Here is a 14,163-nt window from a genome sequence, read left to right as displayed (position 1 = left end):
CATACGATACATTAACATTAACTTATGATATGAAAATAAAATAAGGGTTATATTACTGAATTCAGTAATATAACCCTTATTGATCTATGCCGGTGAAGGGACTCGAACCCCCACGGTTTCCCTCACGATTTTGAGTCGCGCGCGTCTGCCAATTCCGCCACACCGGCTTATTCTATTATATGTGCCCTAAAAGATTTGAACTCCGAAGCTTTTTGATTCGCAATCAAATACTCTATCCAGCTGAGCTAAGGGCACAGACTAGATATGCGGAAGACCAGACTTGAACTGGTACGATAGTCACCTACCGCAGGATTTTAAGTCCTGTGCGTCTGCCGATTCCGCCACTCCCGCTTATAAATAAAAATGGAGGCGCCACCCAGATTCGAACTGGGGATAAAGCTTTTGCAGAGCTGTGCCTTACCACTTGGCTATGGCGCCGTATATATTGGAGCGGACGACGGGAATCGAACCCGCGACCCTCGCCTTGGCAAGGCGATGCTCTACCGCTGAGCCACGTCCGCAAATAAATGGCTGGGGATATAGGATTTGAACCTATGCATGACGGAGTCAAAGTCCGTTGCCTTACCGCTTGGCTAATCCCCAGCAGTGATAAAGAAAAAATGGGGCGATCGATGGGACTTGAACCCACGAATGCCGGAGCCACAGACCGGTGCGTTAACCCCTTCGCCACGACCGCCATGTATTCTTTATCATGATACTAAATTTGTAAAATTGGCAGGGGCAGCAGGAATTGAACCCACACCAACGGTTTTGGAGACCGTTGTTCTACCTTTAAACTATGCCCCTAAAAACTGGTGGAGGATGATGGATTCGAACCACCGAACCCGTACGGGAGCAGATTTACAGTCTGATGCGTTTGGCCACTTCGCTAATCCTCCATATGAAACTGGTGCCGACGAGAGGACTTGAACCCCCAACCTACTGATTACAAGTCAGTTGCTCTACCAGTTGAGCTACATCGGCTAATTTTTGAATGGTGGCTCGGGACGGAATCGAACCGCCGACACGAGGATTTTCAGTCCTCTGCTCTACCGACTGAGCTACCGAGCCTTATTCAGAATAAAAATGGCGGAACTGACGGGATTCGAACCCGCGATCTCCTGCGTGACAGGCAGGCATGTTAGGCCTCTACACCACAGTTCCAGGTATTACAATTGCGGGGGCAGGATTTGAACCTGCGACCTTCGGGTTATGAGCCCGACGAGCTACCGAGTCGCTCCACCCCGCGATATTTATATGGTGGAGATTGAGGGGATCGAACCCCCGACCCTCTGCTCCCTGAAAACTAGATACGAAACAATCTTTGCGATTTATTTTTAGGATAAGCCCTCGACCGATTAGTACTGGTCAGCTCCATGCATTCCGCACTTCCACCCCCAGCCTATCTACCTCGTCGTCTTCAAGGGGTCTTACTAATTGGGAAATCTCATCTTGAGGTGGGCTTCGCGCTTAGATGCTTTCAGCGCTTATCCCTTCCATACATAGCTACCCAGCGATGCTCCTGGCGGAACAACTGGTACACCAGCGGTATGTCCATCCCGGTCCTCTCGTACTAAGGACAGCTCCTCTCAAATTTCCTACGCCCACGACAGATAGGGACCGAACTGTCTCACGACGTTCTGAACCCAGCTCGCGTACCGCTTTAATGGGCGAACAGCCCAACCCTTGGGACCTACTTCAGCCCCAGGATGCGATGAGCCGACATCGAGGTGCCAAACCTCCCCGTCGATGTGGACTCTTGGGGGAGATAAGCCTGTTATCCCCAGGGTAGCTTTTATCCGTTGAGCGATGGCCCTTCCATGCGGTACCACCGGATCACTAAGCCCGACTTTCGTCCCTGCTCGACTTGTAGGTCTCGCAGTCAAGCTCCCTTGTGCCTTTACACTCTGCGAATGATTTCCAACCATTCTGAGGGAACCTTTGGGCGCCTCCGTTACTCTTTAGGAGGCGACCGCCAGTCAAACTGCCCCCCTGACACTGTCCTCGCACCGGATCACGGTACCAAGTTAGAACCTAGATACGATCAGGGTGGTATCCCAACGTTGCCTCCACACAAGCTGGCGCTCATGCTTCTTAGGCTCCCACCTATCCTGTACAGATCGTACCCAAATCCAATATCAAGCCGCAGTAAAGCTCCATGGGGTCTTTCCGTCTTGTCGCGGGTAACCTGCATCTTCACAGGTATTAAAATTTCACCGGATCTCTCGTTGAGACAGCGCCCAAGTCGTTACGCCATTCGTGCGGGTCAGAATTTACCTGACAAGGAATTTCGCTACCTTAGGACCGTTATAGTTACGGCCGCCGTTTACTGGGGCTTCGGTTCATAGCTTCGGATTACTCCCTAACCACTCCCCTTAACCTTCCAGCACCGGGCAGGCGTCAGCCCGTATACTTCGCCTTGCGGCTTCGCACAGACCTGTGTTTTTGCTAAACAGTCGCTTGGGCCTTTTCACTGCGACCCCCTGCTATTCACACTACCGGGGTACCCCTTCTCCCGAAGTTACGGGGTCATTTTGCCGAGTTCCTTAACGAGAGTTCTTCCGCGCGCCTTAGAATTCTCTTCTCACCTACCTGTGTCGGTTTACGGTACGGGCACCTTCATCTGGCTAGAGGCTTTTCTTGGCAGTCTGAGATCATGACCTTCGCTACTGTAATTTTCACTCCCCATCACAGCCCAGCCTTAATGATGTGCGGATTTGCCTACACATCAGCCTCACTGCTTGGACAGACATCCATCAGTCTGCGTCACTACCCTACTGCGTCCCCCCATCGCTCGTAACGATTTACGGTGGTACAGGAATTTCGACCTGTTGTCCTTCGACTACGCCTTTCGGCCTCGCCTTAGGTCCCGACTTACCCTGAGCGGACGAGCCTTCCTCAGGAACCCTTAGGTTTTCGGCGGATCAGATTCTCACTGATCTTTTCGTTACTCATACCGGCATTCTCACTTGTATGCAGTCCCCAGTCCTTCCGGTCTACCTTCAACCCGGCATACAACGCTCCCCTACCCCTGATACATAGTATCAAGCCATAGCTTCGGTGGTGTGTTTAGCCCCGTTACATTTTCGGCGCAGAGTCACTCGACCAGTGAGCTATTACGCACTCTTTAAATGGTGGTCGCTTCTAAGCCAACATCCTGGTTGTCTGTGCAACTCCACATCCTTTCCCACTTAACACACACTTGGGGACCTTAGCTGATGGTCTGGGCTGTTTCCCTCTTGACAATGGATCTTAGCACTCACTGTCTGACTCCCGGAATACAAGTCTATGGCATTCGGAGTTTGACTGAGCTTGGTAACCCTTGCGGGCCCCGCACCCAATCAGTGCTCTACCTCCACGACTTACTTGTTCCGAGGCTAGCCCTAAAGCTATTTCGGGGAGAACCAGCTATCTCCGAGTTCGATTGGAATTTCTCCGCTACCCCCACCTCATCCCCGCACTTTTCAACGTGCGTGGGTTCGGGCCTCCAGTGCGTGTTACCGCACCTTCACCCTGGACAGGGGTAGATCACACGGTTTCGGGTCTACGTCCACGTACTATGTCGCCCTATTCAGACTCGCTTTCGGCGCGGCTACGGCTTTTCACCTTAACCTTGCACGGGAACGTAACTCGCCGGTTCATTCTACAAAAGGCACGCCATCACCCATAAAACGGGCTCTGACTTTTTGTAAGCACACGGTTTCAGGTTCTATTTCACTCCCCTTCCGGGGTGCTTTTCACCTTTCCCTCACGGTACTGCTTCACTATCGGTCGCTAGGGAGTATTTAGCCTTGGCAGATGGTCCTGCCGGATTCATACGAGGTTTCACGTGCCTCGCACTACTCGGGATCCGTCTCGGAGGGAACAGACTTTTGACTACAGGGCTTTTACCTTCTCTGGCGGGCCTTTCCAGACCTCTTCAACTAATCGGTTCCTTTGTAACTCCATGTGAGACGTCCCACAACCCCAACCAGCAAGCTGATTGGTTTGGGCTAATCCGCGTTCGCTCGCCGCTACTGACGGAATCACTATTGTTTTCTCTTCCTCAGGGTACTTAGATGTTTCAGTTCCCCTGGTCTGCCTTCAACTACCCTATGTATTCAGGTAGAGATAACTATCCATTACGATAGCTGGGTTTCCCCATTCGGACATCCCCGGATCAAAGCTTGCGTACAGCTCCCCGAGGCAGTATCGTTGTTCGCCACGTCCTTCATCGGCTCCTAGCGCCTAGGCATCCTCCGTGTGCTCTTAATAGCTTAACCATATTGTTCGGTATTTTTGCTGAATCTCTCCAGTTGGCATGCGCCAAAAGTCGTTCTTCATCCAAAAACCTCACTCAGCAATCTATTAATCTTCACTTGTTTAACACAAGTTCAGCTTAAAGGATATTTCTAAAATCGCAAAATTGTTTCGTTATCTAGTTTTCAATGAGCAAAGCTGTTTCACTGAAACAGCGATCATGGAATTTTGGTCTAACACAAACTGTGTAGATAAAATTACATGACTTGATTTTGAGAGATTAAACTCTCAAAACTGAACAACGAGTGAGTGTTTACTTTGCTTTCGCAAAGTAGTCCGTCGACTTTCGTCGTACGTATATTTGAATGTTTCCATTGCAGGAAACAATTCTCCATAGAAAGGAGGTGATCCAGCCGCACCTTCCGATACGGCTACCTTGTTACGACTTCACCCCAATCATCTACCCCACCTTCGACGGCTGGCTCCTTGCGGTTACCCCACCGGCTTCGGGTGTTGTAAACTCTCGTGGTGTGACGGGCGGTGTGTACAAGACCCGGGAACGTATTCACCGCGGCATGCTGATCCGCGATTACTAGCAATTCCGACTTCATGCAGGCGAGTTGCGGCCTGCAATCCGAACTGAGACCGGCTTTTAAGGATTTGCTCCACCTCGCGGCTTTCTTTCGCCCGTTGTACCGGCCATTGTAGTACGTGTGTAGCCCAGGTCATAAGGGGCATGATGATTTGACGTCATCCCCACCTTCCTCCGGTTTGTACCGGCAGTCACCTTAGAGTGCCCAGCTTTACCTGCTGGCAACTAAGATCAAGGGTTGCGCTCGTTGCGGGACTTAACCCAACATCTCACGACACGAGCTGACGACAACCATGCACCACCTGTCTCCTCTGTCCCGAAGGAAAGGTCTATCTCTAGACCGGTCAGAGGGATGTCAAGACCTGGTAAGGTTCTTCGCGTTGCTTCGAATTAAACCACATACTCCACTGCTTGTGCGGGTCCCCGTCAATTCCTTTGAGTTTCAGTCTTGCGACCGTACTCCCCAGGCGGAATGCTTAATGTGTTAACTTCGGCACCAAGGGTATCGAAACCCCTAACACCTAGCATTCATCGTTTACGGCGTGGACTACCAGGGTATCTAATCCTGTTTGCTCCCCACGCTTTCGCGCCTCAGCGTCAGTTACAGCCCAGAAAGTCGCCTTCGCCACTGGTGTTCCTCCACATCTCTACGCATTTCACCGCTACACGTGGAATTCCACTTTCCTCTTCGTACTCAAGTTACCCAGTTTTGGGTGCGACCCGAGGTTGAGCCCCGGGATTAAACACCCAACTTAAATAACCGCTGCTGCGCGCGCTTTACGCCCAATAATTCCGGACAACGCTTGCCCCCTACGTATTACCGCGGCCGCTGGCACGTAGTTAGCCGGGGCTTTCTTCTCAGGTACCGTCACTCCTTGAGCAGTTACTCTCAAGGACGTTCTTCCCTGGCAACAGAGCTTTACGATCCGAAAACCTTCATCACTCACGCGGCGTTGCTCCGTCAGACTTTCGTCCATTGCGGAAGATTCCCTACTGTCGCCTCCCGTAGGAGTCTGGGCCGTGTCTCAGTCCCAGTGTGGCCGATCACCCTCTCAGGTCGGCTACGCATCGTCGCCTTGGTAGGCCTTTACCCCACCAACTAGCTAATGCGCCGCAGGCCCATCCATAAGTGACAGATTGCTCCGTCTTTCTTTCTTCTCTCATGCGAGAGAAGAACCTATCCGGTATTAGCTACCGTTTCCGGTAGTTATCCCAGTCTTATGGGCAGGTTGCCTACGTGTTACTCACCCGTCCGCCGCTAAGTCTCAGAGAAGCAAGCTTCTCATTAACTCCGCTCGACTTGCATGTATTAGGCACGCCGCCAGCGTTCGTCCTGAGCCAGGATCAAACTCTCCAATAAAGTTATTGAAAAGAGCGATATGCTCATTTAGAAAATGCTGACGAGAACTTAAAAGTTCTCTATTCAATTTGTTATGACCAACAAATTGAATTTGTATTTCATTCACTCATGAGTTTTACTTGCGTAAAACTCCTCGTTGTTCAGTTTTCAAAGATCAATCTTCTATGTGAAACTTCGTTTTTCATCACTCGCTTGTTTCAAGCGGCGACTTTTATAATATAACACATTGCCGTTTATTTCGTCAAGCACTTTTTTTGAAACTTTCTTTCAAACTTTCTTGTCGATAAAGATCATTTAGTAATGACTCAACCTGAAAGTTTGTCGCCTTTTTAACGGGCGATTTATAATTTATCATATTAAGACGGTATGAGTCAAGCTATATAACTAACTTTTTTTAAGATTTTTCATCTCACCTTCTTCAATAGCCGTATTATTCAGTTAACTTCGAGATTTGTTAGTAAATAGAGCTTGATAGCTGTTGATATTCTTTTGCTTAACAATTATATTCGTCGAAAAGAGAGGAGAAGATCATATTCCTCATCTCCTCTATCTTTAACATACGAACTCGAATCAATTCACAAAGTATCGAATCTCTCTCCCGCTTTCCGTTAATGAAGGAATCCAACTGCCCGTTTCCTTGATAATTGAACGATGCACTAACTTACGCAGCATGAGTGGGAGCTCCTCATGAATGTACAAAAGATCAGGATGTATCATTAACTCAGCTAAACTCGCAGGGTGATTATTTTCGCGAAGTACTTCTATTAATAATTCAGAGCAGCTTTCCATTTTGGACATAACCGAAAACTCACAGGCTAGTAAAGTTAATTCCACTCGCTGTTCCAAGGTCTCTTCACTCGCTATAAGCTCGTCATATAATTTATATACAGCTCTGTCCATATCTCTGATTTGTGCCCATACAGCTTGCTCTGGAGGAATGCCTCTCTCAATTACCACAATTCTTGCCCAGTGTTTGAGTGATTTCAATATGCATTGATACGCATCGATTACCTGACCATCTTTCAACCAGCGCTTTGCCTCAATACAGGTATTTAAAAAACAAGAGAACTCATAAAACATTTTTTGCTTACGCATTTTACTCCCAAAGGCTAGCACGTATTCTCTTAGTAAATGGAGTTTCTCGTCTCGATCCCACAAGATGTCTCCATCCATAAAGGCCTCCGTTACATTTCGATCTTCTCCTGTTATCAAGTACCGATTAAGCTTCACCCAATCCATGTAAACAATCTGATAGCGGAGTTCTCCTATAATGGAATGTCTTATTTTATTATGCAAAGAGCTATCTTCGTGTAGAATTAACACATACACTTCAAAATCCTGCATAAGAGATCCATGAAAATGCTCTCCCGAATGAGGGTATGCAATAGCTCCAACGACGCCCTGATTATCCGATTCTTCGGACAGAAAAGACAAATTAGTTAATTCCACGCTTTCCCTCCATACAATAAATGGCGATTTTTTACCAATTAAGTTATAATATAGTTCTACATATTTCTACATAAGAACATAGGTTTCCTGCTATACAGTGAAGACAACTACTCTTACGTTAGGAGCATTTATAATGATTTTTAAATCAGCTAAAATTGAAGCCTTTCGAACTTGGGGATTGCTGCTGACCATGATGGGTATGGGACTTATGGTGCTTGGTACAGCAGGTATTGTCTTTTTTGGTTCTGCTGGTAAGATCGCTGCAGGTATTGGACTTGTTATTGGTCTGATTGCAATGATGGGAAGTCTAGGGATCTACTTTTGGGCCGGTATGATGTCTGTCAGTGCGGTTCAGATCGAATGCCCCGAATGTCATAAACTCACTAAAATGCTGGGTAAGACGGACCGCTGTATGTTTTGCAAAACAATCATGACGTTTGACCCCGCTAAAGCAAACATAACAGCCGATCAGCTAGATGTCCAAAAATCAAAATCCTAGCCATCATATTCTTATAGAAAATAATATCTACACTCTTTACACACAAAAAAAGCCGTGCTAACTCTCCAAGGAAGGAGTCTTAGCACGGCTTTACTATATTATAAGATCATATTAGTTCAAATGAATTCGGTTTAGCACAGCCCAAGCGCCTTCATTCGCAAAACTTCTGCTCCAGGAAGCAACTCCTGCTAATTCCAGTCTCTCAGCTAGTTCAACTCTTGCTCTAAGCGATGTCTTATCCTCAAGCCAAATCTTCTTTAGGACTCCTTTGTCCTCATACTCTACATAATGCTGACCTGTATCTTCTACATACTGAGGGGTCAATTTCTGAGTCGAGATAATTTCCTGGGCAGTATCCATTCCAATTGCTTTGGAGCTCACTTTGATCTCCCCCTCGGTCGTTTCCTCAGTCCATACTCTTGTATAGGTTGGCACTCCGAGTAGGAGTTTGCCGGCTGGTACTTCATCCTCATCCATAATTTTAGTCATCGCAGCTGCAGCCCACGGTATAGATGATACAGATCCGGCTATTGGACTTGTAGCCCAATGCTCATCGTAAGTCATTACCATCATGTAATCAACAATCTGTCCAAGTGATCTCCGGTCAAGAAATTTACTCCATAGTTCACTATTTGATTTCGGTGTTACTGCAATCGAGAGCACTAACCCATTCTCCTTCGCATAAGGACGAAGCTCTCTCATAAATTGAGTAACTTTCGCACCATCTTCTGTATATACACTCTCGAAATCAACATTAATGCCACTCAGCTGATAAGTTTTCGCATATTCAATCATTTGTGTGATGATATTATTTCGTTTTTCGTAAGTGGACAACGCTGCTGCCGTAAGGTCGGCATCAAATGCATTACTTATCAGACCCCAAACTTCTATACCTAATGATTTTGCTTTCTTCACATAAACAGGATCGGCCTTACTTGCTACATTCCCTTTATCATCTGAAATCTCGAACCACGTAGGACTAACTACATTCACGCCTTTAAGAACAGAAAGGTTATCTGGGTCAGCTGCACGATTATAAACCGCCTCCCATGTAAGATTAATCGCTTTATCTTTCCATCTTTGATCTGCCGCTGTTGGTGCTACTTCCAGTTTAGGAACAGTTACCGTCTCTGTCTGCTTTACTTCCCTAGCTAAAACATACCCCGTATAACCACTATCCAATTGCACAAATAACCATTCTCCATCAGAAGACCATATCCTAACCCGGTCACCAAGTTTCATCCTTTTCACAATAACAGCTTGATTATTAGGTTTTTGATAAAGAGAAATGCTTTCTTCCGTTTCTTTTTGTTTACCATTGCCTGTTGCTACTGCATATTCTATGGTTTCACCTTGATTCATGAGTAAAACAGCTCCTGTGTCTGCGCTCTCATGAACGCTGATTCCATATACCTCCTTCAATGCTTGTACAGGAATGTAAAGTTCACCACTCGTTTCTTTAGGTACGGTTTGTAAAACATAAGGTTTTCCATTTAGTTTTCCCTGTTCTTCATCTTTTGTTAGCTGAAGCACCTTATCAGGGGAAGTTAAAATAACTACACCCTCTGACTCCTCATAACGAATCGAAGGATCTACTTTCTCTCGAAGTACGGAAAGTGGCAGCTTCAAACTCTCATTAGAGCCTTTCGCTTCATAATCCATAAGTTCTCCTTCAACGAAGATCGGTTTTTCAAATTCTCTCCAATCCGTAATTTCATCCACGCTACGAATCACAAAGGTCGTAATCAATATGTAAGCAAGTGCGATAATACAACCTAAACCCAACACCTTTTTCCAAAAGGGAACTCTAGTCCATGCTTTTCGTGTTTTTCTTCTCACCATGTAAGTATCCTCCATTTGATATAACAAAAGTAAAGTACTAAAGTTTGAAAAGAAATAAAAAAAACGCGAGAAATTCCAAAAAGGAATTCTCACGTAATTGTAACAGTTTTCTATCTACCTACAACTTTTACATACACCGTATAGTTCGAGACGATGACCATGCACTTCAAAATCTGTACAGGCTGCGGCTTTCTCTTCTACGTCATGCAGTGAAGGATAACTGAAATCTTTAATTGTTCCGCACTTTTCGCAAATAATATGATAGTGTTCCGATATATTTGCATCAAATCGGCTGGAGTTATCACCATAAGTCAGCTCTCTCACCATACCTGCTTGTGTAAACATCTTTAAGTTATTATATACAGTGGCCACGCTCATACTAGGAAATTGCGGCTCCAGCGCACGATAAATTTCATCTGCAGTTGGATGTCCCATTGATTCCATTAAATAATTAAGAATCGCATGGCGTTGAGGCGTAATGCGGACACCAGTCGTTTTAAGTTGTTCTAACGCATGTTGGACACGTGTTGCCATAAGCCCACCGCCTTACCTTTCTTACATCGCACCCTTACTAGGGATTAAATATTTAAATTATTAGACAAAATTTTTCCAAGTTAAGTGACAGACTTCATATTTATTGTAAATTGTTATTCTTACAGTTGTCAACGCATATAGGCAAAGGAGAGGTATATTAGACAAAAAAGAATGATTATCCTAAGTATAAGTTCACTGTTAAATACTTTAGGTACTAAAGTTCATCCTGCGGAGTTGTCTGTTGCTCTGAAATATCCTCCGTCATTTGGATCTGATTGATTACCAGATCACTATTTCCCTCGATTGTAATTTTATACTCGCCTTCACCAATCGTTCCTTGAATTTCTCTGTTCTTAACGGTAAATGGCAATTCACTATTTAAGTTACCATAGGTGCTGGAACCCTCAAGGGTATAGTCGCCGTCTTCAGGTAATGATAGATTAATATCCCCCACCGCACTATATATATTCCAATTGCCACCCACCATACTCGATGTTACCTTAACTGCTCCATTCAATGTTTCAAGATTGAGGTTATTTAAAGGATCAATTACATTAATATTCCCATTGCGTGTTTTTGCTTCAATATCTCCTACAACCCCGGAAGCTTGGATATGACCCACTTGTGTTGATAAACGGATCTCTTTTGATACATCTTCCGCTCTGAGATCTCCTCGATTCGTATCTAACGAAGCGCTTCCCGTCACATTGGCAACCGATATGTTCCCATTCAACGTTTTAGCTCGTATATCACCGATTGCACTATGAATATAAATTTTACCGTTACCGCTCTCGACATTAATGTTGTTAATCGCTTGCGGTCGATCCATATATATAGCACCATTCGATGTTCTAACCTCCAGATCAAATCTACGGTCGTCTGGGATCGTAATCGTCATATCGAGTCTTGGCTGGCGTTTCGATTCACTCCCATAACCTTGGGGCGAGGTAGAAATATGAATGGTCTTACCTTCGTTTACCTTCACCTCTGAAGCTTCTGCTACTGCCTCTGCTTCAATTTCTTCTACCTGATCTACCCATACAATCGTGTTAATCTGAATTTCATCCACATCGTCACGATTTACTCTAATATCTCCATTCACATTCTCGATAAGAACAGATGCCGTACTCATCTCTACTGGAACAGCAATGGTGTCTTTAACAATCCGATTATCTTTAGCTTCACTATAGTCCATCGAAGCAGAGGAAAGATTCAAACTTACTCTGTTCCAGAGATGAGTGTAATGATCCTGCTCGGTTACGACAAAAACACAAGCGATAAGCGTAACGGAGAAGATGATACCTTTGAAATCCGGCTTAAATCGCCATTTATATTTTCTTTTACTGGAAGGCCGAAGTTGTTGATGCAGGATAAACGAAATAATAAATTCGATTCCCCATATTACTAGAATAAACGGCCAGTATCTTAGAAGCTCAAACATATACTCGGCCTGATATACCTGATCAAGCAGAAGCAGAATACCCGTTACCATAATAAATAAAGTAGCTGTATACCGTCCAATTCGAATTTTATAAGGTAAAGCCATTCTTTTATTTTTTTGTTTCTTCCAGAAGCTTAGCGAAAGTAAAATTTCTCTAACGAGAAAAATGCTGCCAATCAAAATCAAGACAACTGCTGTGCCCGTGGTTCCATATAGTGCGATGTATTGCTGCAACCACCTCGGTCTCTGTATGAACAATACCATTAAGGTACCGCCAATAATAAGGAGTAACCCAAAGGATATTCCTCGTTCCCACGCTAAAAATCTAATATTAGGACGAGTTGTAGCTAAAGTCTTGTCATCTTCGTCGCTCTGCTCCTGAGGCCTGCGCTTGCGCATTACAATTTGATCTGCAAGTTGGAGAACTTCATAAATATTGATGAAATAGAGAACAGGTATAAGAAGACCCAGCAATATCAACAGTGGGACGTTAATTTGTATACCGATCGTAGAGAAATAGAGAAGAGCTGATAAATCAAGTAATAAGAGAAAAATAAAGGTCAGACCTTTAAGGTATACACCAAGATATAAATGACCCAGACCCGGGAATAAAGCAGATAATAGACCTGCAACGAATTTATGTTTTTTTCGTGTAAAACGTTTTGATGAGCCAGATTGCATGGAAGGCTGCATGTGATTATCCACCTCCTGAATAACAGACTATGAACAGTTAGTCCATTTTCTTTTTGATACTACCCTATTCTCTTTTGTGTGTAACTGGAAATCAAATGGGATTTATCAGTCTGACCTTCGTAAACAGAAACATAGTAATAGAAATATAAAAAGAACTGTTCAGTAGGTTTGAACAGTTCTGTATGATCTATATAAGATACAAAAGAATACCCTTCTTATGCAAGCAAGTCTTCTATTCCACTGAAATGGAACGAAATTGATGCCAATCTTGCAACTTAGTAACAAGGGAAACCGTATTGAAACTGGTTGGAACGAGTACATGCAGAGTAACCTCGACATGCCTTTCTAACTCTGATCGATAGTTCGATGAACTAATATCTAGATCACTTACGGTCATTTTACGAACGGCAATCTTCTCTTCTTCCATAAAATGAGAGATCTTCTCTATCAATACAGGTGTAGACACCGCACTTAGTGTAATAATATGGGGTTTATTCGCTTTCAGATAACGCCTTTCCACTTTATTAAACACCCATAGGTTAAGAAGAACCAATACGGTAGATACAATGGCAGCGAAATAAAATCCAGCACCTACTGCAAGTCCAATCCCCGCAACTACCCAGATCGAAGCTGCCGTTGTAAGTCCTGTAATGGACTTTCCTGTAAATAAAATGGTCCCCGCACCCAAAAAACCAACCCCTGTAATTACAGCGGCGGCTAAACGAGCAGGGTCCATCCGAACATTCGCTTCATTCACGAAATCAGCAAAACCATATGCGGACAATAACATAATAAGTGCAGAACCTAAGCAAACTAAAATATGTGTTCGAAAGCCAGCTGCATGGTTGGACCGCTCTCTCTCAATTCCAATTAATCCACCAAGTGTCATTGCAGTCAATAATCTTAAAAGGATATCCCAATGTCCAATGTACCACGGATCGCCCATGTTATCTTACCCCTTCCTGTTAAAATACTCCCGTATTAGGAACGATCGTTTATCCTATTCAAATGAAAAGTCGTTAATTCCACTCCAGGTGCAACCTCCTGCGTTTCTACCGGCTTAAACCCGTATTTTTGATACAAGTTCGAAGCGGGTATATTTTTAAGTCCCGTTGAAACGATGATTCTGGGTACATCCCGGTTTAGATCCAGCACATATTCAATGAGCTGTCCTGCTATTCCTTTGCGAAAATGAAGCGGATGAACCATCATCCGAGAAATAGTCCTGGTCCCTTCCTCTTCTGTCTCTACAGCTACAGCCCCGAGTAGTTCCATATCATCCGTTATATACCCGTAAAACGATTCACCACATCCCTGAATTGTCTCAACGGTATCTAAAAGCGGCGGAATTTCATTAAAACCAATCCACTCCGCTTCCAGGCGATATGCCATGTGCTGAAGTCTCCAAATCTCAAGGACCAAATCTGTGTCCTGTAAAGAGATTGGCATGATTTTTCCTTCCATCTAGGCAAGTTCCTCCTACCATAAAAGAAGCCCGTCACTAAAGACGAGCT

General features: G+C 44.8%; 7 protein-coding genes, 13 tRNA genes and 2 rRNA genes. 1 reads left to right on the top strand and 21 read right to left on the bottom strand.

Features of this window, described 5'->3' with window-relative positions; translation table 11 throughout:
• Nucleotides 1-87 precede the first annotated feature (87 nt).
• The 16 genes from ACWPWY_RS22455 to ACWPWY_RS22380 form a co-directional block, all read right to left on the bottom strand.
• A tRNA-Leu gene (locus ACWPWY_RS22455) sits at nt 88-167 on the bottom strand.
• Between the two features lie 13 nt (nt 168-180).
• Nucleotides 181-255 (bottom strand) — tRNA-Arg (locus tag ACWPWY_RS22450).
• A gap of 10 nt (nt 256-265) precedes the next feature.
• A tRNA-Leu gene (locus ACWPWY_RS22445) sits at nt 266-351 on the bottom strand.
• Between the two features lie 13 nt (nt 352-364).
• Nucleotides 365-438 (bottom strand) — tRNA-Cys (locus ACWPWY_RS22440).
• An 8-nt stretch (nt 439-446) separates the two neighbouring features.
• Nucleotides 447-521 (bottom strand) — tRNA-Gly (locus ACWPWY_RS22435).
• Between the two features lie 7 nt (nt 522-528).
• A tRNA-Gln gene (locus tag ACWPWY_RS22430) sits at nt 529-603 on the bottom strand.
• Nucleotides 604-621: 18 nt separating this feature from the next.
• A tRNA-His gene (locus tag ACWPWY_RS22425) sits at nt 622-697 on the bottom strand.
• 36 nt (nt 698-733) lie between these two features.
• Nucleotides 734-807 (bottom strand) — tRNA-Trp (locus ACWPWY_RS22420).
• 6 nt (nt 808-813) lie between these two features.
• Nucleotides 814-899, bottom strand: a tRNA-Tyr gene (locus tag ACWPWY_RS22415).
• Between the two features lie 9 nt (nt 900-908).
• Nucleotides 909-984 (bottom strand) — tRNA-Thr (locus ACWPWY_RS22410).
• An 11-nt stretch (nt 985-995) separates the two neighbouring features.
• A tRNA-Phe gene (locus ACWPWY_RS22405) sits at nt 996-1,071 on the bottom strand.
• A 16-nt stretch (nt 1,072-1,087) separates the two neighbouring features.
• Nucleotides 1,088-1,164: transfer RNA gene (locus tag ACWPWY_RS22400), tRNA-Asp, on the bottom strand.
• A gap of 11 nt (nt 1,165-1,175) precedes the next feature.
• A tRNA-Met gene (locus ACWPWY_RS22395) sits at nt 1,176-1,249 on the bottom strand.
• An 89-nt stretch (nt 1,250-1,338) separates the two neighbouring features.
• Nucleotides 1,339-4,262: ribosomal RNA gene (locus ACWPWY_RS22390) — 23S ribosomal RNA — on the bottom strand.
• A 374-nt stretch (nt 4,263-4,636) separates the two neighbouring features.
• Nucleotides 4,637-6,191: ribosomal RNA gene (locus tag ACWPWY_RS22385) — 16S ribosomal RNA — on the bottom strand.
• The 16S and 23S rRNA genes sit together here with 13 tRNA genes alongside, the layout of an rRNA operon.
• 570 nt (nt 6,192-6,761) lie before the next feature.
• Entirely contained in the window at nt 6,762-7,640 is an 879-nt protein-coding gene (locus ACWPWY_RS22380) for a nucleotidyltransferase-like protein (RefSeq protein ID WP_454193715.1), read from the bottom strand.
• A 133-nt stretch (nt 7,641-7,773) separates the two neighbouring features.
• Between ACWPWY_RS22380 and ACWPWY_RS22375 the strand changes: the two genes are divergently transcribed.
• Complete coding sequence (locus tag ACWPWY_RS22375; protein WP_454193714.1) at nt 7,774-8,139, top strand: DUF2614 family zinc ribbon-containing protein; 366 nt, start codon at nt 7,774-7,776, stop codon at nt 8,137-8,139.
• 111 nt (nt 8,140-8,250) lie between these two features.
• Here ACWPWY_RS22375 and ACWPWY_RS22370 read toward each other — a convergent pair whose 3' ends face one another.
• From ACWPWY_RS22370 to ACWPWY_RS22350, 5 genes are all read right to left on the bottom strand, one after another.
• Nucleotides 8,251-9,981: a glycosyl hydrolase family 18 protein gene (locus ACWPWY_RS22370; protein ID WP_454193713.1), complete on the bottom strand. Its 1,731-nt coding sequence runs from the start codon at nt 9,979-9,981 to the stop codon at nt 8,251-8,253.
• A 114-nt stretch (nt 9,982-10,095) separates the two neighbouring features.
• Nucleotides 10,096-10,515: a peroxide-responsive transcriptional repressor PerR gene (gene perR / locus ACWPWY_RS22365; RefSeq protein ID WP_191804064.1), complete on the bottom strand. Its 420-nt coding sequence runs from the start codon at nt 10,513-10,515 to the stop codon at nt 10,096-10,098.
• Between the two features lie 214 nt (nt 10,516-10,729).
• Nucleotides 10,730-12,649 carry a DUF4097 family beta strand repeat-containing protein gene (locus ACWPWY_RS22360; protein ID WP_454193712.1) on the bottom strand — a complete coding sequence of 640 codons (1,920 nt, stop codon included), beginning with the start codon at nt 12,647-12,649 and terminating at the stop codon, nt 10,730-10,732.
• 232 nt (nt 12,650-12,881) lie between these two features.
• Nucleotides 12,882-13,595 (bottom strand): MgtC/SapB family protein, encoded by a 714-nt coding sequence (locus ACWPWY_RS22355; protein ID WP_454193711.1) that lies wholly within the window; start codon nt 13,593-13,595, stop codon nt 12,882-12,884.
• 35 nt (nt 13,596-13,630) lie between these two features.
• On the bottom strand, nt 13,631-14,113 hold the full coding sequence (locus ACWPWY_RS22350) for a GNAT family N-acetyltransferase (protein WP_454193710.1): 483 nt from the start codon (nt 14,111-14,113) through the stop codon (nt 13,631-13,633).
• Nucleotides 14,114-14,163 lie beyond the last annotated feature (50 nt).

The sequence above is a fragment of the Paenibacillus sp. Marseille-Q7038 genome (assembly GCF_965111595.1).
Note: the sequence above shows the minus strand (reverse complement) of the source record. Positions and strands in the feature narration are given on the sequence as shown.

Coding starts and splice junctions, on each gene's coding strand:
- ACWPWY_RS22375 (WP_454193714.1), top strand. CDS start 7,774: ATGATTTTTAAATCAGCTAAAATTGAAGCCTTTCGAACTTGGGGATTG.
- ACWPWY_RS22370 (WP_454193713.1), bottom strand. CDS start 9,981: ATGGTGAGAAGAAAAACACGAAAAGCATGGACTAGAGTTCCCTTTTGG.
- perR (WP_191804064.1), bottom strand. CDS start 10,515: ATGGCAACACGTGTCCAACATGCGTTAGAACAACTTAAAACGACTGGT.
- ACWPWY_RS22360 (WP_454193712.1), bottom strand. CDS start 12,649: ATGCAGCCTTCCATGCAATCTGGCTCATCAAAACGTTTTACACGAAAA.
- ACWPWY_RS22355 (WP_454193711.1), bottom strand. CDS start 13,595: ATGGGCGATCCGTGGTACATTGGACATTGGGATATCCTTTTAAGATTA.
- ACWPWY_RS22350 (WP_454193710.1), bottom strand. CDS start 14,113: ATGGAAGGAAAAATCATGCCAATCTCTTTACAGGACACAGATTTGGTC.